This window comes from Novosphingobium sp. RL4 (genome assembly GCF_035658495.1).
Taxonomy (GTDB): Bacteria; Pseudomonadota; Alphaproteobacteria; order Sphingomonadales; family Sphingomonadaceae; genus Novosphingobium.
Genome location: NZ_CP141944.1, coordinates 16,519 through 42,791, shown reverse-complemented (window position 1 = coordinate 42,791; position 26,273 = coordinate 16,519). Strand labels below are relative to the sequence as shown.

Genomic DNA, 26,273 nt, shown 5'->3' with positions numbered 1-26,273 from the left:
CACGAATGCGGCGGGGACTCTCTTTTAACCGCAACATTAACCACTCGCTGCTATGCCCGCCGCCATGACCGCTCAGACCCGCATCCTCGTCGTCTTCGGCACGCGCCCAGAGGCGATCAAGCTGTTCCCCGTGATCCATGCGCTCAAGGCCGATCCGCGCTTCGAATGCGTGGTCTGCGTTTCGGCGCAGCACCGCCAGATGCTGGACCAGGTCCTGGAGATCGCCAGGATCGTGCCCGATCACGATCTCGACGTGATGCAGCCCGACCAGACGCTCGACTCGCTCACCGCGAACCTGCTGACCGGGCTGGGCAAGGTGATGGACGCGGTGCGGCCGGACCGGGTGATCGTGCAGGGCGACACCGCCACCGCCATGGCGGGTGCGCTGGCGGCCTATTACCGCAAGTTGCCGGTCGATCATGTCGAGGCGGGTCTGCGCTCGGGCAATATCCACCATCCCTGGCCGGAGGAGGTGAACCGCAAGATCATCGGCGCCATGGCCAGCCTGCACTTCGCGCCGACCGAGACCTCGCAAGCCGCGCTGCTTCGGGAGAATGTCGATCCCGCCCGCGTCCACGTTACCGGGAATACCGTGATCGACGCGCTGCACTGGGTCACGGCGCAGATCGGGCGCGATCCTTCGCTGGCGGCGGGCCTGGCCGACCTTGAGGCACGCTTTGCGGGCAAGCGGATCGTCGGCGTCACCAGCCACCGGCGCGAGAACTTCGGCGAGGGCATGGAGCAGATCGCGCGCGCGGTGCGCACGATCGCGGAGCGGCCCGACACGGCGGTGATCTTCCCCGTCCACCTCAATCCCAATGTGCGCACGGTCATGAACGAGCGCCTCTCCGGGCTGGACAACGTGGCCCTGATCGAGCCGCTGGACTATCCGCACTTCGCGCGGCTGCTGGCGATTGCCGAAATCATGCTGACCGATTCGGGCGGCGTGCAGGAAGAGGCCCCCGCGCTCGGCAAGCCGGTGCTGGTCATGCGCGAGACCACCGAGCGGCCCGAGGGGGTCGCCGCGGGGACGGCGAAACTCGTCGGAACTTCGGCCGAGACGATCGTTACCGAAATATCAACCTTGCTGGACGATAAACAGGCATACGAGACCATGGCGCGCGCCCACAATCCGTTCGGGGACGGGCAGACCTCGCGCCGAATCGTGGAGCTGCTCGCGCATGAAATCGGATTCGAAGCCTGACGTCTGTGTTGTCGGTCTCGGCTATATCGGACTTCCCACCGCCGCCGTGATCGCCCGGGCCGGGTGCAGGGTGCTCGGCCTCGACGTCTCGCAGGATGTCGTGGACACCATCAACCGGGGCGAGATCCATATCGAGGAAGTCGACCTTGACGGACTGGTGCAGGGTGTCGTTTCGCGCGGGCTGCTTTCGGCTTCGACCGTGATCGCGCCGGCGGATGTCTTCGTGATCGCGGTTCCCACGCCGTTCGACAAGAATCACGCGCCGGATATCTCCTATGTGCTGGCGGCGGGCCGCTCTGTCGCCGCCGTGCTCAAGGCGGGCGACGTGGTGATCCTCGAATCCACTTCGCCGGTGGGGACGACCGAGCAGCTTCGCGACCTGATCGCCGAACTGCGTCCGGACCTGAAGATCCCCGGCCTGACCCGCGATACGCCGGACGTTTCGATCGCCTATTGTCCCGAGCGCGTGCTGCCCGGCCGCATCCTTGAGGAACTGACCAACAACGATCGCTCGATCGGCGGCATCACCCCGCGCTGCGCGCGCAAGGCGCTGGCCTTCTACAAGCGCTTCGTGCGCGGCGAATGCGTGACCACCGATGCCCGCGCGGCCGAGATGACCAAGCTGGTCGAGAATGCCTATCGCGATGTGAACATCGCTTTCGCCAACGAGCTGTCCATGGTGGCGGACCGCATGGGGCTGGACGTGTGGGAAGTGATCCGCCTCGCCAACCGTCACCCGCGCGTCAATATCCTGACGCCCGGCCCCGGCGTGGGCGGGCACTGCATCGCCGTCGATCCCTGGTTCATCGTTCACGGCGCGCCGGAGGAAACCCCGCTGATCCGCACCGCGCGCGGTGTCAACGATCACAAGATGAGCCATGTCATCGCCAAGGCCGAGGCTCTGGTGGAAGCCAACCCGGAGGCGAAAGTCGCCTGCCTCGGGCTCGCCTTCAAGGCCAATATCGACGATTTCCGTGAAAGCCCGGCGCGCTTCGTCACCAGCCGGCTCGCCCGCAAGTTCGGCAGCCGCATCCATGTGGTGGAGCCCTATGCGGCGCAGCTGCCGATCGAATTCACCGATACCGGGGCCGTGCAGATCGATATCGACGATGCGCTGGAGACTTGCGAGATCCTGATCGTACTGGTCGATCACGACGTGTTCCGCGTGGTTCCGCTGGCGGAGCGTTCGGAAAAGCTGGTCTACGATACCCGCGGCATCTGGCCCGACCAGCCCCGTGTCGTGCGCGAGGACGAGGCCCGGATGGCGCTCGCGGGCTAAGACTGGTGGCTAGGAAACCGGGGCAGGCCGGGAACAGCCGGCTCTCGGAACTTCTCCCAGCCTGGGCCCCCGCCGGAACGGGGGCCGGAAAGCCTTACTTGCAGACCTTCACCTTCTTGCCATGCTGCATGACGTAGCGGCAGGTGACCTTCTTGTGCGTGGTCTTCTTGACCGTGGTCTGGCGCGTGGTGGTCTTCTTCACGACCGCCGCCTTCGTGGGATGCGCGCTGGGGTGGGGAGCCGGCTGCTGCGCCATGGCGCCCGAGGCGGGGATGAGGGCGCCGAGTGCGAGGGCGGCGAGGAGGGTGGTGCCGGTCTTCTTCATTGTTCCTGTCCTTTGAAATTCGACATTCAGGCGGCCTTGCGGCCACAGCGTCGCACCCGCTGCATGTCGATCAAAGCACCGGCCCGGCTGAAGTTGCCGTGAACGTGGTAAAACAGGCTGTGAAAAAAGGTGCGGACCGCATGAAACGCGGCCGGATTGCGGGGAAGCGGCGGAGCGCCCCGCATCGACGTTCCGTCCGCCCCAGCGACGGCTTTTCGGTGCAACCGAAAACCTGAGGGGAAGGCCTGAAGGGAAGGCCTGAGGGGAAGGGGCGTGCTCGCCCTCAGCATGCCACCACGTTGATGGCGAGGCCGCCCTGGCTGGTTTCCTTGTACTTGCTGGACATGTCGAGCCCGGTCTGGCGCATCGTCTCGATCACCTGGTCGAGCGAGACGCGCGGGGTCTCACCCGCGTGGAGCGCCAGCTTGGCGGCATTGACGGCTTTGACCGAGGCGATGGCGTTGCGCTCGATGCAGGGGATCTGCACGAGGCCGCCCACCGGATCGCAGGTGAGCCCGAGGTTGTGTTCCATGCCGATCTCGGCGGCGGCGCAGACCTGCTCCGGCGTGCCGCCCCAGACCGCCGCGAGCCCTGCCGCCGCCATCGAGCAGGCTACGCCCACTTCGCCCTGGCAGCCCATTTCCGCGCCCGAGATCGAGGCGCGCTGCTTGTAGAGCAGGCCGATCCCGGCTGCAGTCAGCAGGTAGCGCCGGGCCTTGGCGGGAACCGCCTTGCGCCCCTCGCTGCAATACTGGCGCAGCAGCGAGGGCACGATCCCCGCCGCCCCGTTGGTGGGGGCGGTGACGACGCGGCCGCCGCTGGCGTTCTCCTCGTTCACCGCCATGGCATAGAGGTTGAGCCAGTCCATCAGGGTCTCGGCCTGGTTGTCCTGCGGGCGCGAGATCAGGTTCTGGTGAATCGCGCGGGCGCGGCGGCGGACCTTGAGCGCGCCGGGCAGCAGCCCCTCGCGTTCGAGGCCGCTGTCGATGCACTGGTTCATGGCTTCCGCGATCGCGTCCAGCCCGGCCAGCGTTTCGTCCTCCGGCCGGCGCGCCGCCTCGTTGGCGAGCATGACCGAGGCGATGTCGAGCCCGCTGGTGGCACAGACTTCCAGGAGCTGCGCGCCTGAACCGAACGGGTAGGCAACCGGCGGGCCGTGAGTCACCTGGTCGTCCGGTGCGGGCTGTTCGAGCTGGTGGCGGCTGGAGAAGAAGCCGCCGCCGGTCGAGAAATACTCATTCCGGGCGATTTCGCCGCCCGCCGCGTCGAAGGCGGTCACGACCATGCCGTTGGGATGGAGATCGGGAATGTGGTCGAAGTCCAGCACGAGATCGGTCGCGGGATCGAAGGCGACTTCGCGGCGGCCGAGCAGGGCGATCCGGCCGGTCGCGCGGACTTGGGCGGCGGCCTCGTGCGCTTCGGCCGGATCGGCGGTTTCCGGCTGGAATCCGATCAGGCCCATGAGGCAGGCGTCCGGCGTGCCGTGGCCTTCGCCGGTCAGCGCGAGCGAGCCTTGCAGTTCCACCCTTATGCGGGCGATCGATTCGAACTGCCCGGCTTCCTCCAGCGTCTGGAGGAAACGCGCGGCGATGCGCATCGGGCCGACAGTGTGCGAACTGGAAGGGCCCAGGCCGATGCGGAACAGGTCGAGCGCCGAGATCAAAGGACGGACTCGCGCTCGCTGGCGGGGAAGGGCACGGCATACTCTCCGATTACAACAAGGCAGCGTGGATAGGCATCGCGTGGGCGGATGCAATGGTCCAATTCAGCCGGGCCAGATAAAGCGCCGGCGATTGCGGCAGGTGTGGGAGAATCGCCGCAGGTTCGGCGTCAGGTCCCGATCACATGGAGCGCAACCTGCCGCCGGTGCGGGGCGCGGCGATGCTCGGCAAGGTAGATGCCTTGCCAGGTGCCCAGCGCTAGGCGTCCGCCGATAACCGGGATCGAGAGGTTCACGCCGGTCAGCGTTGCCTTGAGATGGGCGGGCATGTCGTCAGGGCCTTCGTCGTCATGGGCGTAGTGGCGGCCTTCCGGCGCCATGCGGTCCAGCCAGTCGACGATGTCGCCCCTCACTTCGCGCGCGGCGTTCTCCTGGATCAGCAGCGAGGCGGATGTGTGGCGGCAGAGCAGGGTGAGCAGGCCCTCTCCGATGCCGGTCTCGCGGTGCCAGTCGGCAATCGTGCGGGTGATATCGCAAAGCCCGCGGCCGGGGGTGTCGAAGGAGAGGATCGTGGTGGCCTGTTTCATGTTCTACCCCTTCTGAACCCCTCCAGGCCCACCTTCAACCGCGCTCCGAAAGATCCGAAGCGTGCTCCAAAGGCCACGAATTCCGCCTTGACGTAATGGTAAAGGGGTGAAAAAAGCCTGTTTTCGCCGCTTCCACTCATCTTTTGCGGGGGTGCCGATTAACCTGTCGGATTCGCGGATTTCTGCGCCTTTCAGGCTCCTCGTGCACCGCCGCGGGGCACTTTTTGCGCATGCCGGAGTGTACTGGCGATTGATCTACCCATATCTGCCGCGTATTGCCGCGCTCGGCGGCGGGCCCGACAGGCCAGCGCGGAGCACGTCGCACACAGAGATCGTTCGGTCGCAAGGGGCGCTGGAAAACAAGCCCTCGATACTGCGCCCGGTCGATCCAGCATGCGAGCCCGGACTCACCGGGCCGCACGAGTTTCACGCAAGGGTTCGTCATGAGTTGGCTTAGCAAGGTACGCAATTCCCTCGGGAGCCTGAAGAAGCGGGACACGCCCGACAACCTGTGGACCAAGTGTCCCGGTTGCGGCGAGATGCTCTTCACCAAGGAGTTCGAGGACAATCTGTCGGTCTGCCCGCGCTGCCAGTACCACGGCCGCATCGGTGCGCAGACGCGCTTCGACCAGTTGCTCGACGCCGGTTATTCCGTCCTGCCCGCCGCGAAGGTTCCGGAAAATCCGCTGAACTTCCGCGACAGCAAGAAGTATTCCGACCGCATCCGCGCCGCGCGCGCCGCCAATCCCTTCCCCGATGCGCTGACCAATGCGCTCGGCGCGATCGAGGGGCAGAAGGTGGTGCTCGGCGTCCAGGACTTCGCCTTCATGGGCGGGTCGATGGGCATGGCGGTGGGTGAGGCTTTCGTCGAGGCCGTCGAACGGGCCATCGCCGAGGATTGCGCCTACGTGATCTGCACTGCCGCCGGCGGCGCCCGCATGCAGGAGGGTATCCTCTCGCTCATGCAGATGCCCAAGGCGACCGTGGCGATCCGCCGCCTCGCACGGGCGGGTCTTCCCTATATCGTCGTCCTGACCGATCCCACCACCGGCGGCGTCACCGCCAGCTACGCGATGCTGGGCGATATCCAGATCGCCGAGCCGGGCGCGCTCATCGGCTTCGCCGGCCAGCGCGTGATCCAGGACACCATCCGCGAAAAACTCCCCGACGGCTTCCAGCGCGCCGAGTACCTCCATGCCCACGGCATGGTGGACATGGTGGTCCACCGCCAGGACCTCAAAGGCACGCTGGCCTCGCTGCTCGGTTATCTTGAACGAAAGGAAGTTGCGTGAACATCGACAGCGCGCTGGTACGCGAGCTCGCCGAGCTCCTCGCTGAAACCGGCCTGACCGAAATCGAGGTCGAGGACGGCGAACGCAAGATCAAGGTCGTGCGTCAGGTTGCACAGCAGATCGTTGCTGCCGCAGCCCCGGCACTGCCGCAGGTCGCCGCTCCGGCTGCAGCCGCCGCTCCGGCAGCCGAGGCTGCGCCCGCCGCCCCGGTTGACGCCGTGAAGTCGCCGATGGTTGGCACCGTCTATCTCGCGCCCGAACCCAGCGCGGCGAACTTCATCAGCGTTGGCCAGCAGGTCAAGGCTGGCGACGTTCTGCTCATCGTCGAGGCCATGAAGGTCATGAACCAGATCAACGCCCCCAAGAGCGGCACGATCCAGGCCATCCTCGTCGACAACCAGCAGCCGGTCGAATTCGACCAGCCGCTCGTCGTTATCGCCTGAGGACAGTAGCTTCATGGCCATCAAGCGCCTCCTGATTGCCAATCGCGGCGAGATCGCGCTGCGGATCCATCGCGCCGCGCGCGAAATGGGCATCGAGACCGTCGCGGTCCATTCCACCGCCGACGCCGAAGCCATGCATGTGCGCCTTGCCGACCATGCGGTCTGCATCGGCCCGCCGGCGGCGAAGGATTCGTATCTCAACGTCGCCGCGATCATTGCCGCGGCCGAGATCACCCAGGCCGACGCGATCCACCCCGGCTACGGCTTCCTCTCGGAGAACGCCCAGTTCGCCGAGATCGTGGAGGCACATGGCCTGATCTGGGTCGGTCCCAAGCCCGAGCACATCCGTACGATGGGCGACAAGGTGGAAGCCAAGCGCACCGCAGGCGCGCTCGGCCTGCCGCTGGTTCCGGGATCCGACGGTGCGATCGAGGACTTCGACGAGGCTCGCGCCCTGGCTGAGACGATCGGCTACCCGGTCATCATCAAGGCGGCCTCGGGCGGCGGCGGTCGCGGCATGAAGGTCGTGAATTCTGCCGAGGAACTCCAGAGCCAGATGGGTCAGGCCCGTTCGGAAGCGAAAGCTGCTTTCGGCGATGCCACGGTCTACATGGAAAAGTACCTCGGCAATCCGCGGCACATCGAATTCCAGGTGTTCGGCGACGGCAAGGGCGCGGCGGTTCACCTTGGAGAGCGCGATTGCTCGCTTCAGCGCCGCCACCAGAAGGTGCTGGAAGAAGCGCCTTCGCCGGTCATCACCCCCGAAGAGCGCGACCGCATGGGCGGCATCGTATCCAAGGCGATGGCCGACATGGGCTATCGCGGCGCCGGTACGATCGAGTTCCTCTGGGAAAACGGCGAGTTCTACTTCATCGAGATGAACACGCGCCTGCAGGTGGAGCATCCGGTGACGGAAGCCATCACCGGCGTCGATCTCGTGCGTGAGCAGATTCGCGTCGCAGAAGGCCAGCCGCTGACGTTCACGCAGGACGCCATCGAGTTCAAGGGCCACGCCATCGAGTGCCGCATCAACGCGGAAGACCCATGGAACTTCACCCCTTCGCCGGGGCAGGTGACCAATTATCACGCGGCGGGCGGCATGAACGTGCGCGTCGATTCGGGGCTCTATGCAGGCTACCGCATTCCGCCCTATTACGATTCGATGATCGGCAAGCTGATCGTTTCCGGTCGCACCCGTCAGGGCGCGATCATGCGCCTCAAGCGCGCGCTGGAGGAAATGGTGATCGACGGGGTGAAGACCTCGATTCCGATGCACCAGGCCCTGCTCGAGGACCCCGAGTTCGAGAGCGGCGAGTACACGATCAAGTGGCTGGAAGAATGGCTGGCCAAGCGCGCCGGCTGAGGCGCGCCGAACCAGGCATGTAAACGGAAAAGAGCATGATCTCGTTCCTTGAATTCGAAAAGCCGATCGCCGCGCTCGAGGCGCGCATTGCAGAGCTGCGCACCACTGCCAGCGACAGCGATCTCGATATCGCGGGAGAAATCGCGCGCCTCGAGAAGAAGAGCGCCGGCATGCTGGCGGGCACTTATGCCAAGCTCACGCCCTGGCAGAAGACGCAAGTGGCGCGCCATCCGCAGCGGCCGCACTTCGTGGACTATCTGCGCCTGGGGTTCACCGACTTCATCCCGCTGGCGGGCGACCGCGTCTATGGCGAAGATGAGGCGATCGTTGGCGGCCTCGCGCGGCTCAACGGCCGCAAGGTCATGGTTCTTGGGCATGAAAAGGGCCACGACACGCCCAGCCGCATCAAGCACAACTTCGGTTCTGCGAAGCCCGAAGGCTATCGCAAGGCGATCCGACTGATGGAGATGGCGGGCAAGTTCGGCCTGCCGGTCGTCACCCTGGTCGATACCGCCGGCGCCTTCCCCGGCGTCGAGGCGGAAGAGCGCGGGCAGGCGGAAGCCATCGCCCGTTCGATCGAGGCCTGTCTTGCGGTGCCGGTGCCGATCGTTTCGGCCATCGTCGGCGAAGGCGGTTCCGGCGGCGCAGTAGCGTTGGCCGCTGCCGACCGCGTGCTGATGCTCGAACACTCGATCTATTCGGTGATTTCGCCCGAAGGCGCCTCGTCGATCCTGTGGCGGACCCCGGACAAGGCGCCTGACGCCGCCGAGGCCATGAAGGTGACGGCTCAGGACCTGCTTTCGCTGGGTGTCATCGAACGCATCGTGCCTGAGCCCGTCGGCGGTGCCCAGCGCGATGCCCCGGCCGCGGCCCGGTCACTGTTCAGCGCCATCGACGAGGAACTCGATACCCTGTCTGCCCTTACCGCCCGCGATTTGCTCGCCCGCCGTGAGGAACGCTTCCTGGCCATCGGCCGGGCGTGATTTCAGGAGAGGCGCCGGCCCCGGGTCGGCGTCTCCTCCGATGCAGGCGCCAGGCGCTTGCAACCCATTGACCACCCAGCCTCCCTGTGCCAGAGCGCGACCTTGCCGATAGCGCAAAGGCAGCAGTCTTGCCGCCATCCGCGGGTGTAGCTCAATGGTAGAGCAGCAGCTTCCCAAGCTGAATACGAGGGTTCGATTCCCTTCACCCGCTCCATCTCCCATCGCCGGACCATACCCTCCCGCTCCGATCAGGCGCGTCTTTCCGTGAGCGTGTGCTGGGCGACGAGAATTTGGGTCTGGTCGGAATCGACCGGATGATGCCTGCTGTGTAGCGCGAGAACGCCGCAGCCCATCATGATCCACAGCGCTGCATCCAGGACGAGGATCAGTTTAAGGTTCAATCTGGGAATGTGCGCGCGAGGTTTCATTCGAAATCCAGTGTCGTGCCGCCTCGCTTGCCTTTCGGGCCAATAGGCCGGCGGCGATGAATGCGGGCTGACGCGCAAGGCACGGCGACTGGCCGAGAGGGCAATGAAAAGGGCGGGATCTTGCGACCCCGCCCTTCATTTTTCCGCACGGATGTGCGGGCTATCAGTTCGCTCCGCCGAAGAGATCGGCCAACTGAACCTTCGCACCCATGAAGAAGTAGCGACCGACCGCGCTGATCGGCGTGTTCAGGGATCCGATCGCCGGCTTCTGGTTGAACAGGTTGTTCACGCCGCCATAGATCGTGAACTGCTTGCCCACATCGTAGGAGAAGCTCACGTCATGCGAGAAGCGCTCCTTGAGCTTCAGATATTCCGGGGCAACGATGTCCGGGTTGCTGGCCACGGTCTGGCGATCGTAGCGGTACATCTTGGACATGTAGTTGATCTGCCAGTCGAGGCTGAACGGACCCTTTGCCCAGGTCAGATCGGTTGTGATCTGGAACTTGGGAGCGATGTTGGCGGCGACATAGGCGTCGTTCACCTTGTCAGCGCCCGGGATCGGCACCGAGGTGAGGCGGTGCAGGTAGTTCCCGACGACGCGCGTGCCGAAAGTGCCAAGCTGGTCGGTGGGAATGGTGTAGTTCACCTGGAAGTCCAGCCCGGCAGTGCGGATATTCGCGACGTTCAGCGGTCCGACCAGGAAGCTGATGATGTTGCCGGGATCGGCGATCCCGTTGGTACCATTCTGGCGCGTGATCGCATCGCAGTATTGGTTGTCGAGCGTGGCCTGATCGACGCACAGTTCGGCAACGGTCTGCGGATCGACAGTGCGGATCGCGTTCTTGATGCGGATGTCATACCAGTCCGCCGTGATCGTCAGGCGCGGCACGAATGAGGGCTGCAGCACGATGCCGGCGGTCCAGGTCTTCGCGGTTTCTTCCCGAAGGTTGGGGTTGCCGCCCTGGAAGCCGGAGATGTTCGAGCTGCGGGTGTCGTCGTAATTCGAGGGATTCGCGACGCCAAGCGACGACAGCAGCGTCTGACAGTTGTCGACACGATACTGCGTCCCATTCTGCAGGAAGTCGGAGCCGCAGGGATCGTCGATGAATTCGAAGGTCTGGGACTGCTGGCTGAAGAGTTCGCTGATGTTCGGCGCGCGAACTGCGGTCGAGTAGGTGCCGCGAATAGTCACGTCACGGACAGGAGCCCATTCACCACCGACCTTCCAGGCATTGGTCGAGCCGATGCTGGAGTAATCCGAATAGCGGAATGCGCCGTTGACGCCGAGGCGCTTGGCAAACGGCATGTCGGCCAGGATCGGCACGTCGACTTCGGCAAAGGCTTCCCAGACGTCGAACGAACCCTTGGTGTTGCCCAGCGAGTTGGTGAACGTCAGGCCCTGCGCTGCCAGTTCGTCGGCAACGAAGCTGCTCTTTTCCTTGCGATATTCGCCGCCGATGGCGAAGCCGATGGCGCCGCCGGGAAGTTCGAAGAGACCCTTGGTATTGCCGGTGATCGCGCCGCTGACGACGTGCTGCGTCAGTTTGGTACGGTCGACGGTGTCGGCCATGATCCAATCCAGCGCCGCCCGGTTTCCGGCCGCATTTTCACCGAACAGGTTCAGCGGGAGGCAATCGCCGGGAGCGAACGTCGTCGGCGGAATTTCGCTGCGGGTGTAGTTGTAGGGCTGGTTGGGCGTCCAGGTGGGATCGACGTTCACCCGGCAGGTCACGCCGCCATTGCCATCGCTCACCGCATCGATCGCCGCATAGTAGCGATCGGTGATCATGTTGTTGGTATAGTGCGATTTGATCTTCGACTGACCATAGACGTAGGACAGGTCGTACGACAGGTTCGAACTGATATCGCCGCGCGCACCAATCACGCCGCGCAGGGTTTCGCGGGTGATGTCCTCGCCGCGACGGCCGAAGTCGAAGTTGTCGCGGTTGACGAGAACGCCGCCGTTCTCGGGGTCCATGAACGGGCGCACCGCAGCCGGGATATAGGGGTTGTCCTCGGGGATGAGGAGGTAATAGTCGAACGTCGGCTGCCCGACCGAGTAGGAACGCGTGCGGGCGTACTTGCCTTCGGCATAGAGCTTGAACGCGTCGCTGAAGTCGAAGTGGGCGACTGCGCTGACGATGTCGCGCTTGATCTCGGGCAGGAGATCGTTGCCGTAGTCGGAAACGAGCGTGCCCGAACCACCCTGCTGGAAGTAGAGCGGGACATAGGAGCCAGGATCGTAGGGTAGGCCCTGCGAGCCGTAGAAGTCCGGAATGCCGTCAAAGTCGACGTCGATACCACCTTCGCGCGAGGTGTCGTTGTAACGGACGTTGCGCAGCGGAATATAATCGGGAATACCGTCGTTGTTGTTGCCGCCGGTTTCGGTGTCGTCGGGGTTCAGATAGAAGCCGACACGGTTTTCACCGTCGAGATATTTGCGCGAATGGACGCTGAGGCGGTCTTCCTCCCCGTGCTCCCAGGCAACGGCGAAATTGCCGCGGCCGCCTGCGAAGTTGTGACCGGCGGTGAGGGCGATGAGGCGCTGGCCGGCGTCGCCCTTTTCCGAAAGGCCGGTCTGGACGCGGGCGTTGAAGCCTTCGAAGTCCTTCTTCTGGATGAAGTTCACGACGCCCGAGACGCCGTCGGCACCGTAGATGGCCGAGGCGCCGCCGGTCAGGACTTCGACACGTTCGATCAGGTCGGTGGGGATCGTGTTGATGTCGACCGACTGCGTGCCGTCGACCGAGGCGACCTGGCGGCGGCCGTCGATGAGCACGAGGGTGCGCTGGGTGCCGAGATTGCGAAGGTCCAGCAGGTTGAGGCCGGTGGCGCCGATACCCGCACGATCGCCGGCATTCTGGTAAGAGCCCTGCGAGCCCTGGAGCGCGGGAATCGTTTTCAGATAATCGGTGAGGTTGGTCGTGCCGGAGTCGGTGATGTCCTTCGATGTCACCACGGTCACGGGATTGGGGGCATCGAGCTCGGGGCGAGCGATGCGCGAACCCGTGACGATGATGGCTTCACCGGGGCCTTCATCGGCGGCTTGCGAGGAGTCCTGCGCCATGGCGTGCTGCGGCAGGAGGAGGGCCAAGGCCGGAATGGCAGCCATGCCGAGGAGCTTGTCCTTGCGATTTTTCATTTTTGCGTTCCTTCGATTTCCCTGGGCGGCTCTGCCTGCCGCTCTACGAGGGCCCGCCGGACATTGCCCGGGCGAAGGTAGGTAATCGTGGCCATACGCCGAGGAACTGCAATCGAAATGTTGCTGAGGCAGAAATATACATGTTACGCGTTGTAACATTGCAACAATTTAATGGCCGATGTGGTACATCCTGATCGACGGAAAATACCACACCGGCCGTCACGTTCAGGCCGGGTTCCAGCCCACAACCGACTTTACTTCGAGATATTCGGCGAAGCCGTGCTCGCCCCATTCGCGGCCGTTGCCGGAGCGCTTGTAGCCGCCGAAGGGTGCGTGGAAATCGAAACCGCCGTTGACCCAGATCGCACCCGTGCGCATCCGTCGCGAGACGGCGCGGGCGGTGTCGAGGTCTTCGCCCGAGACATAGCCGCCCAGGCCGAAGCTGGAATCGTTGGCGATCGCCACCGCATGATCCACATCGTCGTAGCCGATGATGACGAGGACGGGGCCGAAGATTTCCTCCCGCGCGATCACCATGTCATTGGTGCCGACGAACACGGTGGGCTTGACGTAGTAGCCCTTGTCGAGCCCATCCGGCTTGCCGGGGCCGCCGGCGATGAGCTTGGCGCCTTCCTCGATGCCCTTCTCGATATAGCCCTGGATGATCTCGTACTGGCTCTTCGAGACGACCGGGCCCATCGCGAAATTGCCCTTGGGATCGCCCACGGTCACGCCGTTCGCGGCCTCGGTAGCGGCGGCGATGGCGTCGTCCATGCGCGCGTTGGGCACCAACAGACGCGAGCCGGCCGAGCAGGTCTGGCCGGAATTGCCCATCATGCCGCCGGTGGCGGCGGCGACATTGGCGGCGAGCGAGGCATCGTCGAGCACGATCCAGGCGCTCTTGCCACCCAGTTCAAGGCCGACGCGCTTGACGGTATCGGCGGCGTCCTTCTGGATCTGCACGCCCACCGGCTCGGAGCCGGTGAAGGAGATCATGTCGACGTCCTCATGGGTGGAGAGTGCGGTACCGATCTCGCTGCCCTTGCCTTGCACCATGTTGAACACGCCCGCCGGAACACCCGCGTCGTGCAGGATTTCGGCAAGGATCTGGGCCGAATACGGCGCGAGTTGCGGCGGCTTGAGGATCATCGTGCAACCGGCGGCAAGTGCCGGGAAGATCTTCACGCAGGTCTGGTTCATCGGCCAGTTCCACGGCGTGATCATGCCGCAGACGCCGATCGGCTCCTTACGGATCAGCGTGACGCCGCGCTGTTCCTCGAACTTGAACTCCTTCAGCACCTCGATCGCGGTGGAGAGGTGGCCCTTGCCCAGCAGCGTGTGGAAACCGCAGGCGAGCGACATCGGGGCGCCCATTTCTTCGCTGACGGCCTCGCCCAGTTCGGCTTCGCGCTTCAGGTATTCGGCCAGGATCGCTTCGAGCAGGTCGAGGCGTTCCTTGGCGCTGGTCTCACCGAACGTGACGAAGGCGCGGCGCGCGGCGGCGACGGCCTTGTCGACATCGGCGGCGGTGCCGAGCGAGATCGTGCCGGAAACTTCCTCGGTCGCCGGGTTGACGACTTGTGCGGTGCGCGGCGCGATGGGATCGACCCACCGACCGTCGATATAGAACTGGGTGTAATTGCGCATCGTTCTCTCCCGTTCCCAAGCCAAAACCGCCCCGCTCTCGGGTTGAGAGGGGGCGGTTTCGCTCAGGTCTGCATGTGTTTTCCGGCGTTTCGGAATTACTGCGTGCCCTCAGCGTACCAAGTGCGGAATTCCGAATAGTTCGGCATTTCCTCCGAGTTCGCGGCCGGGTCGATCGGTACGTGGATCACGGTGCAACCGCCACGCTCGTAAGCGCGCTGGATGGCCGGGCCGATGTCCGCCGCCTTCTCGACATATTCGCCCGCCGCGCCGAAGCCTTCGGCGATCTTGTCGAAGCGGACCTTGTCGGACCAGTGCACGCCGGTTTCCTTGGTGCCCTTGCCGAAGGTGCGCTTGTAGACGCCCACTTCGAGGCCCCACTGGAAGTCGACGCCGACCACGATCACCAGCGGCAGGTTCTTGCGCACAGCGACTTCGAGTTCGCCGACGTGGAACAGGAACGAAGAGTCCGAGGTGAGCAGCATGCCCGGGCGGACCTTGCCGGTTTCGGCCTGGTCGGCGAGCATGGCGCCGGTGGCATAGGGCAGGCCGGTGCCGATGTGGCCGTAGTTCTGGTTCCAGATCACGTCATGTGGCTTGGCCTGCGAGTAGGTCCACTGGAAGATCACCGTGGCGCCGCCGTCGCGGATCAGGATGCCGTCCTTCGGGAAGGCCTTGGTCGCTTCGGTGACGAACTGGCTGGTGTGCATCTTCGCGGTCGAGCCGTCGGGCTTGGTCGCGGCTTCTTCTGCCAGTTCGACAAGCTGATCGGCATCGCGCTGGATATATTCGGCCAGCGACGGCGCAGCCTTGCGCGGGGTGTCCTTCAGCGCGCGGACGAGCTGCGGCACCACGGCGCGGACGTCGCCCACCAGCGGCACGTCGATCGGGCGGTTGACGCCGATCGCTGTCGGGTCCTGCTGAACATAGATCCACTTGCGATTGGCTTCGTTGTCCACCCAGTGGCGCCAGCGGCCGTAGTGGCTCGGCTCGCCCAGTTCGGTGGCGAGCGCCACGCAGCAGTCGCTTTCGACAACGGCGTCGATCGAGGCTTCCGAGAAGCCGTAGGGGAAAGTGCGATCCTCGATCCCGTCGATGAACGAGGTGCCGCCCGAGGTCTGGATCACCGGGCACTGCATCAGTTCGGCCAGTTCCTTGACCGAAGCGCCTGCCTTGGCGGTGTAGACGCCGTGGCCGACCAGCAGCACCGGGTTCTTGGCATTGCGGATGATCTCGGCCGCTTCGGCAATGCGGTCGCCATCGGCGCCCTGCATGGTCAGGCGGTAGCGATGCGGCGGCAGCACCGGCGGCAGGTCGAGTTCTTCGAGAATGACGTGCGCGGGATATTCGATATAGGCCGGCCCCGGCGTGCCCGACATGGCGACGCGGATCGCCTCGCGGATGATTTCGTCGGTCTGGTCGGCATATTCGATGGAGCTGGAGAACTTCACCGAATCCTCGATCATCGGCTCCTGGCGGACGAACTGGATACGGCCGCGACGCACGCGGCGCTCGGTGATGCGGGCGCGCTGGCCGCCCATGAAGATCACCGGATCGTTCTCAACCTTGGCGCACTGGATCGCGGGCATCATGTTCGCCATGCCCGGCCCGAGCGTGCCGATGCAGAGTGCCGGCTTGCCGGTGATGCGGGCAGCGGCGGCGGCCATGTGGCCGGCGGACGCTTCGTGGTGCGGCGAAACGACGGTCCAGCCGCGCGATTCCGCTTCCAGGAACAAGTGGACGAAGTTGGGATCGGGAATGCCGAACAGGGTCTTGATGCCCTCAGCCTCGAACAGGTCGAGAATGCGCTTGTAAACCGGGGTGCCCTTGCGCGCCGAAACGGGTGCTTCAGCCTGGGGTTGGTCGTCGTACATCGTCTTGCCTTCCTCTCGATCCGTTTTCTTCGCGCTATCTCGCGAGGGAAATCAGGTTGCCGGTCACTCTCCCAAGGCACGGCCTGAACAGGTGGTTAGCCCAAGCCTCGGGACGCTGTCAGTTGAAATCAACAGTACTGTTTACTTCGAATCGACTGCTATCGCCCCGGCGACGCTGGGCGCCTCCGGGGCCAGTTCCTTGAGCACCGCTTCGTTATCCTGCCCCAGCGCGGGCGCTGGGCCGCGCACCTTGCCGGGCGTCGCGGAAAACCACGTGGGCACGCCGGGAAAGCGCACCGGGCCTTGCGGCGTCTCGACCTCTTCGAAGAAGCCGATTGCGTTCAGGTGCGCGTTGTCGAAAAGCGCGTCGGTGGAGCGCAGCGGCGCGCAGGGGATGTGGAGCGCTTCCAGCGTCTCCAGCCATTCCTGCGTGGTGCGGGTAAGGAAAGTCTCGCCCAGCAGACCGTAGACGCGTCCGATCTGTTTCGCGCGTTTGGCCAGAGTCGAGAATTCCTCGCTCGCCCAGGGAGGGTTCACGGCCGCCATGAAAGCGTCCCAGTGCTTGTCGTTATAGACGAGCGCGGCGACGTGGCCGTCCCTGGTGCGATAGGGGCGGCGGTTGGGCTCGACCGCGCGGTGATAGTGCGCGGGCGTGGTGGGCGGCGAGAACATCGCGCCGTTGGCATGCTCCACCAGCATGAACGAGGTCATCGCCTCGAACATGGTGACTTCGACTTCCTGACCCTCTCCGGCGCCTCTGCCCCCGGTGCGTTCGCGGTGGAACAGTGCCATCATCGTCGCATAAAGCGCGTGAAGGCCCGCCACCTTGTCGGCCATGATCGTGGCGACATAGCCAGGTTCGCCGTTCATCAGCCCCTGCACATGGGGAATGCCGCACTCGGCCTGGATGGTGTCGTCGTAAGCGGGCCGGTCGCCTTCAGGCCCGCGCCGCGAATAGCCGTAACAATTGGTGTAGATGATGTCCGGGCGGATCGCGCGTACCGCTTCGTAATCGAAGCCGAGCTTGGCGATCGCGCTGCCGCGCATCGAGTGGATGAATACGTCCGCCGTGGCGATCAGGCGGCGCAGAGTCTCGCGATCCGTTTCGGTTCGCAAGTCGAGCATCAGGCCGCGCTTGCCGCGATTCACGTTGACGTAGATGCCGCCCATGCCGGGCACCGGGCCTTCGGTGATCCAGCGGGTGTTGTCGCCGGCGGGCGGCTCGATCTTGATGACCTCCGCGCCCATGTCCGCCATGATCTGCGTGGCATAGGGCCCGAAGACGACGCTGGTGAGATCGACCACGCGGATGCCCGCCAAGGGGCCGAGAGGCGGTTCTTCGCCCTGTATTCCCGTCTCTCCCGCCATCGTGCTCTCCTTCTCTCCTCCCTCCCGTAGCGCACCGCCGGAGCGAAAACCATTCGTATTTGCGTTTGATGGACGCATATCGGCACGATGATGGTTGTCTGGTTCGAGCGGCGCTGATAGTCCGGCAGGCAAGAAGGAAGAGGAAAGCCGATGGATTTCGCACTCACCGAAGACCAGCAGAATATCCGCGAAGCAGTGCTCAGGCACTGTTCGCAGTTCTCTGACGAGTACTGGCTGGAAAAGGATCGCAGCGGCGAATTCCCTTACGAGTTCCACAAGTCGATGGCCGATGCCGGCTGGCTGGGTGTCGCCATGCCCGAAAGTGTGGGCGGCGCGGGGCTGGGCATTACCGAAGCGGCGGTGATGATGCAGGCGGTGGCGGAAAGCGGCGGCGGCATGACCGCCGCCTCGGCGATCCACGGCCCCGTCTTCGGCCTCGAACCGGTCATACTTTTCGGCACCGAGGAACAGCAGCAGCGCATGATTCCGCCGATCCTTTCGGGCGAGGAGAAGATGTGCTTCGCGGTTACCGAGCCGAACACCGGGCTCGACACCACCAGCCTCAAGACCCGCGCCGAGCGTGTGCCGGGCGGCTACCGCGTCACCGGTGAGAAGATCTGGATCACCAACGCCCACGTCGCCGACCGCATGCTGCTGATCGCGCGCACCACGCCGCTGGAAGAGGTCAAGAAGAAGACCGACGGCCTGACCCTGTTCTATTGCAAGCTTGACCGAGAGAAGATCGAGACGCGCCTCATCCCCAAGATGGGCCGCCACGCGGTGGGCTCGAACATGATGTTCATCACCGATTTCTTCATTCCCGAGGAAGATCGCATCGGCGAGGAGGGGCAGGGCTTCCGTATCCTCCTCAAGGGCCTCAACCCTGAACGCGTGCTGCTGGGCGCCGAGGCCACCGGCCTTGGCCGCGTCGCCATCGACCGCGCTTCGCGCTACGCCCGCGAGCGCGTGGTATTCGGGCGACCCATCGGCCAGAATCAGGGGATTCAGCATCCACTGGCCAAGGCGTGGATGCAGGTGGAGGCGGCAAGCCTGATGGTGTTCAAGGCCGCGACCCTGTTCGACAAGGGGCTCGACTGCGGCGTTGAGGCGAACAGCGCCAAGTACCTCGCCGCCGAGGCCGGTTACGAGGCATGCCAGACCGCGATGATGAGCATGGGCGGCATGGGCTATGCGCAGGAATATCACGTCGAGCGCTACTTCCGCGAAGTCATGATCCCGCGCATCGCCCCGGTCAGCCCGCACCAGATCATGAACTTCATCGCCGAGAGGGTTTTGGAACTGCCCAAGAGTTATTGAGGCAAGCCCACTTGAGAACGCCCGTCATCCCAGCGAAAGCTGGGATCGTAATCGGCAGCGCGGGGCATGGCCGCCCGCGATCCCGGCTTTCACCGGGATGACGACTGGAGAGAACATGCCCGTAACCCACGAACCTATCGCCGCCCGCTCCTGGCTCTTCGCGCCGGGCGACAGCGAGAAGAAGATGACCAAGGCCATGGAGGGTGAGGCCGACATCGTCCTGATCGACCTGGAAGACGCCGTCGCGACCGATGCAAAGGCCGCCGCGCGGGTGATGGTGCATGACTTCATCGCCGCCAACCCCGGCCAGCGCGGCCGCCTCTGGGTGCGTGTGAACCCGATGGACGGCCCGCACACGCTGGCGGACCTCGTGGCGGTCATGCCTGCGCGTCCCGGCGGGATCATGCTGCCCAAGGTCTACGGGCGGCAGGATGTGGAGACGCTGGACCGCTATCTCGAAGCGCTGGAAGTGGCCAGCGGCATCGAACAGGGATCGACCCCGGTAATCGTGCTGATCACCGAAACGGCCGAGGCGATGTTCCACACCGGCGACTACAAGGGCGCTCCGCGCGTGGTGGCGCTGACCTGGGGCGCTGAAGATCTGGCCGATTCCATCGGCGCATCCTCCAACCGCAATGCGGACGGATCGTATTCCTTTACCTACGAACTGGCCCGTAGCCTGACCGTGCTGGGCGCGGCGACCGCGGGCGTCACCGCGATCGAGACGATCAGCGCCGACTTCAAGGATCTGGAAGCGCTCAAGGCTCGCGCCGAGAAGGTCCGCCGCGACGGCTATCGCGGGATGATGGCGATCCACCCGGCACAGGTACCCGTGATCAACGAGGCATTCACCCCCACCGAGGCCGAGATCGCCGAGGCGCAGGAAATCGTCGATGTGTTCGCCGCCAATCCGGGTGTCGGCGCCATCGGCTGGAAAGGCGGAATGCTTGACCGCCCATACCTCGCCCGTGCGCAGCGGCTGCTGCGGCAGGCAGGGAAGCTGTAAGATGACGCTTCGGCTTGCCGCATCCCAGCTCGACCTCTCGCGGTTCCTGAAACCGGGCGACCGCGTGGTGTTCGGCCAGGCCTGCGGCGAGCCGACCGCGCTGGTGCAGGCGCTGATCGAACAGGGCGAGGCCATTGGCGGCCTCCACGCCTTCATCGCCACCAGCTTTTCCGGCCTGTTCACCCCCGAAAGCGCGCGCGCCTTCCGCCTCTCCAGCATGGGCGCGATCGGCGCGCTGCGGAGCATGACCAAGGCAAATGCGCTGGACGTCATCCCCGTCCACGTCAGCCAGGTCGCCTGCCTGATCGAGGCGGGAATCATGCCCTGCGACGTGGCGATGATCCAGGTCAGCCCCGCCGATGGGCAAGGCAATCACAGCTGCGGCCTGATCTCCGACTACGTGCGCGCGGCGGTGGACAAGGCGCGCCTCGTGATCGCCGAAGTCAACGAGCAGGTGCCTTACGTTCCGGGCGAGACGATCCCCGGCGCGTTGATCGACGTGGCCGTCCACGTCAGTCGTGCGCCCGTGGAAGTCGCCCCCGCGAAGATCGGCCCCACCGACGAAGCCATCGCCCGCCACTGCGCCGAATTCATCGGTGACGGCGCGGTGCTGCAGACGGGCGTGGGCGCGGTGCCGGACGCGATCCTGCGCCTGCTGCACGACCGCCGCGACCTTGGCGTTCATTCGGGCATGCTAGGCGATGGCCTTGTCGACCTTGCCGAAGCCGGCGTGCTGACCAATGCCCGCAAGGAGATCGACCGGGGCGTCTCGATCAACGGCGCACTGATCGGAACGCGGCGGCTCTATGACTGGGCTGCGCACAATCCGGCGATCCGCATGGCCCCCAGCAGCTATACCCACGGGGTGAAGCCGATCATCCAGCTTACCCGGCTGGTGACGATTAACTCCGCGCTGGAAGTGGACATCACCGGGCAGGTCAATGCCGAGCAATCGGGCGCGACCTATCTCGGTGGAACCGGCGGGCAGGTCGATTTCGTGCGCGCCGGATCGCGCGTGCCGGGCGGCGCCTCGCTGATCGTGCTGGCCTCCACCGCGAAGGGCGGCACGCTGAGCAAGATCGTCCCCGCCCTCTCTGGCCCCGTCACCACCGCACGGACCGAGGTTGACGTCATCGTCACCGAATACGGCGCGGCGCAGCTCAAGGGCCAGACCCTGGCCGAACGCGCGAAGCGGCTGGTCGCCATCGCCCATCCCGACTTCCGCGAAGACCTGTCGCGCACCGCCCACGAGATCGAGAAAAGGGGCTTCTAACATGACTCAAGCAGTCCTCTACGATGTCCATGATGACGGTATCGCGGTCATCACCATCAACCGCCCCGAACAGCGCAATTGCCTAAGCCGCGAAGTGCGCGAGGGGCTGCGAGAGGCGTGGGCGAGGTTCGAGGCCGATCCCTCCGCCCGCATCGCCGTGCTCACCGGCAGCGGCGACAAGGCTTTCTGCGCGGGCGGCGACCTGAAGGAGATGGTCGAAACCGGCATGGCGGTGCCGCCGCGCGATCTTTACGCGCTGCCTTACGACACCATCGAACTGACCAAGCCGACCATTGCCGCTGTCAATGGCCATGCCTTCGCGGGCGGCTGGATGATCGCTCAGGCCTGTGATCTGTGTGTCGCCGGCACGAACGCGAAGTTCGCGATTACCGAGGTGAAGGTCGGACGCGGCAGCCCCTGGGCCTCGCCGCTGATCCACATGATCCCCCAGCGGATCATGATGGAGATCATGCTGACCGGAAAGCCCATTACTGCCCAGCGCGCTTACGAGATCGGCCTCGTCAACCGCCTTGCCGAACCGGGCACGGTACTGGATGCCGCCATCGAACTGGCGCGGGAGGTGCTCGAAGGCGCGCCGCTGTCGGTAAAGGCTGCGCGCGAGACGGTCATGCTGGCGACCGAGATGGGCCGCTCCGCTGCCTTGCAAGCCGCCCGCGCAGCGCACGAGCAGACCTATAATTCCCGCGATGCGCAGGAAGGCCCGCGCGCCTTCGCGGAAAAGCGCAAGCCGGTCTGGCAGGGGCGCTGAATCAGGGTGCTGCGGCCGTGATGGCGCACATCCTTGCGGAGAATTCCCGCACCGGGGCGGCGCGAGCTTAGGTTATCGCCGAGGGTGCGACGATCATCGCGGTGTTGCGCAGCCAGATCGCCGGAACCCATCGATCATGCTAGCCGGCGGGAGGGCGCCTCCGGTAGCTCAGCGCCTCCGCCACATGAACACGTTGAACCTCAGTTGCACTGTCGAGGTCGGCGATGGTTCGCGCCACTCGCAGAATGCGCGTGTAGCCTCGCGCGGAAAGGCGCATGGCCTCGGCGGCCTGCATCAGCAGCTTGCGGCCCGGTTCGTCCGGCGTGGCATGGGTTTCGAGAAACGCGCCGTCGAGTTCGGCATTGGTGCGGAGTCCGGTGCCTTCGAGCCGCGCGGTCTGGACGGCGCGGGCGCGGGCCACGCGCGCGGCCACTTCGGCGCTGCCTTCCTTCGGCGGAGGCAGGGCGAGATCCACCCGCGCGCACCGGGTCGACTTCGACATGGAGGTCGATACGGTCCAGCAGCGGACCGGAGACCTTGCTCTGGTAGTCGGCGGCGCATTTGGGCACGCGTGAACAGGCCAGCGATGGATCGCTGAGGTAGCCGCAGCGGCAGGGGTTCATGGCGGCGATGAGCTGGACCCGGGCCGGGTAGGTTACGTGGGCGTTGGCACGCGCGACGGTAACCTCGCCGGTTTCGAGCGGCTGGCGAAGCGAATCCAGCACCGCGCGCTGAAATTCTGGTAGTTCGTCGAGGAACAGCACCCCCAGGTGTGCCATCGATACCTCGCCGGGCCGGACCTTGAGGCCGCCGCCGGTCAAGGCCGCCATCGATGCGGAGTGGTGCGGCGAGCGGAACGGGCGGGCACGGCTGATCCGCCCTTCTTCCAGCATACCGGCGACCGAGGCGATCATCGAGACTTCCAGTGCCTCGGGTGCTGTCAGTTCGGGGAGGATGCCGGGCAAACACGAGGCGAGCAGTGACTTGCCCGCGCCGGGAGGGCCGCTCATGAGCAGGTTGTGAGAGCCGGCAGCGGCGATTTCCAGTGCGCGGCGGGCGACCTCCTGCCCTTTTACCTGCCTGAGATCGGGGCCGCGCACGGGGGGCTCGGCACGCCCGGGTTCTGGCGGCGGCAGGACCTGCGTTCCCTTCAGGTGATTGAGCAGGCTGATGAGGTTCGGCGTGGCCACGACGTGCACCCCACTTGCCCAGCTCGCCTCGCTGCCCTGCGCGGCGGGGCAGATCAGGCCGAGGTCCCGCTCGCTGGCGTGGAGCGCGGCGAGCAATACGCCGGGTGAGGGGATCACGCGGCCATCGAGTGCGAGTTCGCCGACCGCGACGAAGTCTGCCAATTGTTCGCTGTCGACGATGCCCATGGAGGCCAGCAGAGCCATCGCGATAGGCAGGTCGTAATGCGAGCCTTCCTTCGGCAGATCGGCGGGCGAAAGATTGATCGTTATGCGCTTGGGCGGCAATGCAAGGCCCATCGCGGTCAACGCGGCGCTTACACGCTGGCGACTTTCGCCCACTGCCTTGTCCGGTAGTCCAACCAAGGCGAACCCGGGCATTCCCGGTGCTACCTGACATTGAACTTCGACCGCGCGAGCCTCAAGTCCGAGGTACGCGACGGTCGAAACGAGTGCGACCAATGGAAGGGGCCCTTAGCGTTATTTCTGTTCCCCCGTTCATGGCCTTGCATGACTGTCCTGTCGACCATGGATCGGCGCGTAATTCATGACTTACAGCGTTTTAACCTAATTCCTCACGACTTGCGTAAGTACCTCGCCGTCATTCATTCCGGATGCGCTTGCTGGCCGTAATCCTTGCCCTGGCTTCCGTGATTCCCGCCACTCCCCTGCTGGCTCAGGAAGCGGCAACGATTTCTTACGAACAGGTTGAAACCGGAGCGGACGCATTCGTCACGGGCGGTGAGCGTCTGGTCCAGCCGGGCGGCAACGATGTGGAAATCGGCGAGTCCCAGTTCTGGCAGGTGGGGCCGGCCCCGATTCCTGCCGGCATTGCGGCATATGGCCCGTTCCGTGTCATCGACGGCAGGCACGTCGCGCTTATAGATGCCACCGATTCTCGCAGCCCCCAGCAGTTCGCCGCACTTCTGCGCGATTATCCGGCCATCTCCGAAATCGAGATGATCGAATGCCCCGGAACCGAGGACGATCTCGCCAACCTGAGGCTCGGAAGGATGATTCGGGAGCGGGGGATCGCCACGCATGTCCCGACGGGCGGGTCGGTCCGTTCGGGCGGAGTCGAACTCTTCCTGGCCGGTGTACAGCGCTATGCCGATCCGGGCTCCGAGTTCGCGGTTCACTCGTGGATCGACGATTCTGGCCGGGAGGCGGGGGACTATGCCGCCGATGCGCCGGAAAACCGGCGCTACCTCGACTATTACCGGCAGATGGGCATGAGCATGGGCGAGGCTCAGGCCTTCTACGCGATGACCAATGCAGTGCCTTTCGAATCCGCCCACTGGTTCGGCGCCGAGGAGATGGGCCGCTGGATCAGGCTGGACCACGTCGAGAGCTGACGCCGCGCGCAGGCTTTCGGGCGATGCAACGATAATGGACCTGCTTCCCTTTGAGGAAGAAGCGAAGTTCACAGCATGATCGGGCCGATTTCGCGGGCGGGGAGGCGAGCGCGGTGGCCGGATCGATCTTATGAGTATTGTCGGCAGGGTTGTGCCGGGCACACGAAACCCGGTGTCCACGAACCGGCCGCAGGACACGCTGGCCGGTCTACAGGTCGCCAGGGCGTTGGCAGCGCTTGCCGTGACGGTGCACCATGCACTGGAAATGTCCAACGGCGTGGCCGGCTCGTTCAGTCCGGACTGGCTGACGACCGGCGGCGCGGGCGGAGTCGACGTGTTCTTCGTCATCAGCGGCTTCATCATGGCTCATACGAGCTTCCAGACAGGCAAGGCGATACCTTCCCCGCTGGACTTCCTGCAAAGGCGCGCAACCCGCATCTATCCGCTTTACTGGCTGGTTTGCCTGGCAATGCTTTCGCTCATGGCGATGGGTTTCTTCCAGAAGCGATTCCTGACCGGCGGCGATATCGCCATGGCTCTGGCCCTGCTGCCCGGCGGGCGGCCGATCATCGGCGTGGCCTGGACGCTTGTCTATGAAGTCTATTTCTACCTGGTCTTCGCCGCCTGCCTGTCCCTGCGTTCCCGCAGGTTGGCGTTGTTCGGAACGGGCGGCCTCATCGTGGTGTTCTGGGGCGTGGGGCATGCCTTGCCGGGCGGTCCGCTGCGAGCGTTCCTGACGGACCCGATTCCCCTCGAGTTCCTGTTCGGCCTCGGGCTCGCCCGATTCCATGCGGCGATCCGGTGGCAGGGATGGGCCGCACCGGCAATCCTCGTCTGTGCGGGATTCGCGCTCATGCATTCCGCGCCGCTGTTCGTATCGCACGCGACGACGCACGGATTGCAGGGACTGCCGCGAGTCCTGGCCTGGGGCGGGGCGGGGCTGGCGATCGTTACCGGCTTTCTTGCCTTGCGGCATGTGAAAGGGGGGCTTGGCCAGGCTCTCCTGACGATGGGGAACGCATCTTATGCGCTCTACCTTACGCATACCTTCGTGCTGATGGGATATGGCCTGGCTCTCCGCCATGAGGCGCTGGCGGCTATCCCGCAATATCTCCTCGTCCCGCCGGTGGTCCTGCTGGCATGCCTGTTCGGCGTGGCGAGTCATTTCGCCTTGGAGCGTCCCTTGTTGGAAATGGCCCGGCGGCTGCCCAGGTTCGGCACGCTGGGGAAAGCAGCCCGACGTTCCGAATCGGAAGTGGCTACCTAGTCGAACAGAGAGCCAAGCCAGCCTTTGCGCCGGGGCTGCTGAGTGCCGCTGACCTGAAGCAGGTGATTGGCGAGTACCGCGGCCTGGCTTCGTGTCATGAGGATTCGCGAATGTTCGGGGTCTTCGTGCGATTCCCAGCCGGATTTTTCGAAGGTCTGCAATTCCAGCAGGATGTTCGGGCCGAGGTTGCGTGACGACCATCCTACGAGTGCGCCGATTCGGTCTTCCTGTGCCATCGTTCTGCTCCTGCCTCTTTCGGCCTCTCCCGGGCCTTGATGCTAGCATGTCCCGCCGGGTTGTCGTGCTCGACGCGGGATTGGCGGGCATGGCCATCGGTAGTATCGTACAAGTAGATCGCCGCAGACATCTTCCCGGCAGGGCCCGAAAGCGCCTTAGCCTTGACTCTCCTGGCACGCTCCAGTAACGGCGCCCTTCTGTTTTGTGGTCATCCATCACTGGGTGGCCTTTTGTTCAGGTCCTTCGGGACCGTAACTGGAATTTCGAGGA

Annotated in this window: 22 protein-coding genes, 1 tRNA gene and 1 pseudogene; 13 read left to right on the top strand and 11 right to left on the bottom strand. The window is 64.8% G+C overall.

Features of this window, described 5'->3' with window-relative positions; genetic code table 11:
* The first annotated feature begins 64 nt into the window (after positions 1-64).
* Both wecB and wecC read left to right on the top strand, forming a co-directional pair.
* Positions 65-1,204 (top strand): non-hydrolyzing UDP-N-acetylglucosamine 2-epimerase, encoded by a 1,140-nt coding sequence (gene wecB, locus U9J33_RS00220; protein WP_324697074.1) that lies wholly within the window; start codon positions 65-67, stop codon positions 1,202-1,204.
* On the top strand, positions 1,182-2,483 hold the full coding sequence (gene wecC / locus U9J33_RS00215; protein ID WP_324697072.1) for a UDP-N-acetyl-D-mannosamine dehydrogenase: 1,302 nt from the start codon (positions 1,182-1,184) through the stop codon (positions 2,481-2,483). Before wecB ends, wecC begins: the two co-directional genes overlap by 23 nt.
* Positions 2,484-2,577: 94 nt before the next feature.
* Here the strand turns inward: wecC and U9J33_RS00210 are convergent, their stop codons facing one another.
* From U9J33_RS00210 to U9J33_RS00195, 4 genes are all read right to left on the bottom strand, one after another.
* Entirely contained in the window at positions 2,578-2,808 is a 231-nt protein-coding gene (locus tag U9J33_RS00210) for a hypothetical protein (RefSeq protein ID WP_132468691.1), read from the bottom strand.
* 26 nt (positions 2,809-2,834) lie between these two features.
* Positions 2,835-2,993 carry a hypothetical protein gene (locus tag U9J33_RS00205; protein WP_324697070.1) on the bottom strand — a complete coding sequence of 53 codons (159 nt, stop codon included), beginning with the start codon at positions 2,991-2,993 and terminating at the stop codon, positions 2,835-2,837.
* 98 nt (positions 2,994-3,091) lie between these two features.
* Complete coding sequence (locus tag U9J33_RS00200; RefSeq protein ID WP_324697068.1) at positions 3,092-4,471, bottom strand: L-serine ammonia-lyase; 1,380 nt, start codon at positions 4,469-4,471, stop codon at positions 3,092-3,094.
* Positions 4,472-4,638: 167 nt separating this feature from the next.
* Positions 4,639-5,055, bottom strand: a complete 417-nt coding sequence (locus tag U9J33_RS00195) for a secondary thiamine-phosphate synthase enzyme YjbQ (protein ID WP_324697066.1) — start codon at positions 5,053-5,055, stop codon at positions 4,639-4,641.
* Positions 5,056-5,498: 443 nt separating this feature from the next.
* Between U9J33_RS00195 and accD the strand changes: the two genes are divergently transcribed.
* From accD to U9J33_RS00170, 5 genes are all read left to right on the top strand, one after another.
* On the top strand, positions 5,499-6,347 hold the full coding sequence (accD, locus tag U9J33_RS00190) for an acetyl-CoA carboxylase, carboxyltransferase subunit beta (protein WP_054438179.1): 849 nt from the start codon (positions 5,499-5,501) through the stop codon (positions 6,345-6,347).
* Positions 6,344-6,790 carry an acetyl-CoA carboxylase biotin carboxyl carrier protein gene (gene accB, locus U9J33_RS00185; protein WP_054438177.1) on the top strand — a complete coding sequence of 149 codons (447 nt, stop codon included), beginning with the start codon at positions 6,344-6,346 and terminating at the stop codon, positions 6,788-6,790. Before accD ends, accB begins: the two co-directional genes overlap by 4 nt.
* Positions 6,791-6,803: 13 nt before the next feature.
* Complete coding sequence (gene accC, locus U9J33_RS00180; RefSeq protein WP_054438176.1) at positions 6,804-8,153, top strand: acetyl-CoA carboxylase biotin carboxylase subunit; 1,350 nt, start codon at positions 6,804-6,806, stop codon at positions 8,151-8,153.
* A gap of 35 nt (positions 8,154-8,188) precedes the next feature.
* A complete protein-coding gene (locus U9J33_RS00175) occupies positions 8,189-9,136 on the top strand; it encodes an acetyl-CoA carboxylase carboxyltransferase subunit alpha (protein WP_054438174.1) in 948 nt (315 codons plus the stop codon).
* Between the two features lie 140 nt (positions 9,137-9,276).
* Positions 9,277-9,350, top strand: a tRNA-Gly gene (locus U9J33_RS00170).
* Between the two features lie 34 nt (positions 9,351-9,384).
* Here U9J33_RS00170 and U9J33_RS00165 read toward each other — a convergent pair.
* The 5 genes from U9J33_RS00165 to U9J33_RS00145 form a co-directional block, all read right to left on the bottom strand.
* The gene (locus U9J33_RS00165; RefSeq protein ID WP_324697061.1) at positions 9,385-9,537 is read right to left on the bottom strand and encodes a hypothetical protein; all 153 of its coding nucleotides are present in this window, start codon (positions 9,535-9,537) and stop codon (positions 9,385-9,387) included.
* Between the two features lie 190 nt (positions 9,538-9,727).
* The gene (locus U9J33_RS00160) at positions 9,728-12,706 is read right to left on the bottom strand and encodes a TonB-dependent receptor plug domain-containing protein (RefSeq protein WP_324697059.1); all 2,979 of its coding nucleotides are present in this window, start codon (positions 12,704-12,706) and stop codon (positions 9,728-9,730) included.
* Between the two features lie 225 nt (positions 12,707-12,931).
* Complete coding sequence (locus U9J33_RS00155) at positions 12,932-14,353, bottom strand: aldehyde dehydrogenase family protein (protein WP_324697057.1); 1,422 nt, start codon at positions 14,351-14,353, stop codon at positions 12,932-12,934.
* Positions 14,354-14,448: 95 nt separating this feature from the next.
* On the bottom strand, positions 14,449-16,224 hold the full coding sequence (locus U9J33_RS00150) for a thiamine pyrophosphate-binding protein (RefSeq protein WP_324697055.1): 1,776 nt from the start codon (positions 16,222-16,224) through the stop codon (positions 14,449-14,451).
* 141 nt (positions 16,225-16,365) lie between these two features.
* Positions 16,366-17,592, bottom strand: a complete 1,227-nt coding sequence (locus tag U9J33_RS00145) for a CaiB/BaiF CoA transferase family protein (RefSeq protein WP_054439392.1) — start codon at positions 17,590-17,592, stop codon at positions 16,366-16,368.
* A gap of 150 nt (positions 17,593-17,742) precedes the next feature.
* Between U9J33_RS00145 and U9J33_RS00140 the strand changes: the two genes are divergently transcribed.
* The 4 genes from U9J33_RS00140 (at position 17,743) to U9J33_RS00125 (ending at position 21,957) form a co-directional block, all read left to right on the top strand.
* A complete protein-coding gene (locus tag U9J33_RS00140) occupies positions 17,743-18,909 on the top strand; it encodes an acyl-CoA dehydrogenase family protein (protein WP_132469173.1) in 1,167 nt (388 codons plus the stop codon).
* Positions 18,910-19,024: 115 nt separating this feature from the next.
* Positions 19,025-19,915, top strand: coding sequence for a CoA ester lyase (locus U9J33_RS00135; RefSeq protein WP_324697052.1), 891 nt, complete (start codon positions 19,025-19,027; stop codon positions 19,913-19,915).
* Position 19,916: 1 nt separating this feature from the next.
* Positions 19,917-21,188, top strand: a complete 1,272-nt coding sequence (locus U9J33_RS00130; RefSeq protein WP_324697050.1) for an acetyl-CoA hydrolase/transferase family protein — start codon at positions 19,917-19,919, stop codon at positions 21,186-21,188.
* A gap of 1 nt (position 21,189) precedes the next feature.
* Positions 21,190-21,957: an enoyl-CoA hydratase/isomerase family protein gene (locus U9J33_RS00125; RefSeq protein WP_054439395.1), complete on the top strand. Its 768-nt coding sequence runs from the start codon at positions 21,190-21,192 to the stop codon at positions 21,955-21,957.
* Between the two features lie 139 nt (positions 21,958-22,096).
* On the opposite strand, the pseudogene U9J33_RS00120 reads toward U9J33_RS00125, so the two are convergent.
* A pseudogene (locus U9J33_RS00120) lies at positions 22,097-23,606 on the bottom strand (YifB family Mg chelatase-like AAA ATPase).
* A 152-nt stretch (positions 23,607-23,758) separates the two neighbouring features.
* Between U9J33_RS00120 and U9J33_RS00115 the strand changes: the two are divergent.
* Together U9J33_RS00115 and U9J33_RS00110 are read left to right on the top strand one after the other, a co-directional pair.
* Positions 23,759-24,499: an alpha/beta hydrolase gene (locus U9J33_RS00115; protein ID WP_132469171.1), complete on the top strand. Its 741-nt coding sequence runs from the start codon at positions 23,759-23,761 to the stop codon at positions 24,497-24,499.
* 172 nt (positions 24,500-24,671) lie between these two features.
* Entirely contained in the window at positions 24,672-25,766 is a 1,095-nt protein-coding gene (locus U9J33_RS00110) for an acyltransferase family protein (RefSeq protein ID WP_185998525.1), read from the top strand.
* Here U9J33_RS00110 and U9J33_RS00105 read toward each other — a convergent pair.
* Positions 25,763-26,002: a hypothetical protein gene (locus tag U9J33_RS00105; RefSeq protein ID WP_324697047.1), complete on the bottom strand. Its 240-nt coding sequence runs from the start codon at positions 26,000-26,002 to the stop codon at positions 25,763-25,765. The two genes, U9J33_RS00110 and U9J33_RS00105, sit on opposite strands and share 4 nt — an antisense overlap.
* Between the last annotated feature and the right edge of the window lie 271 nt (positions 26,003-26,273).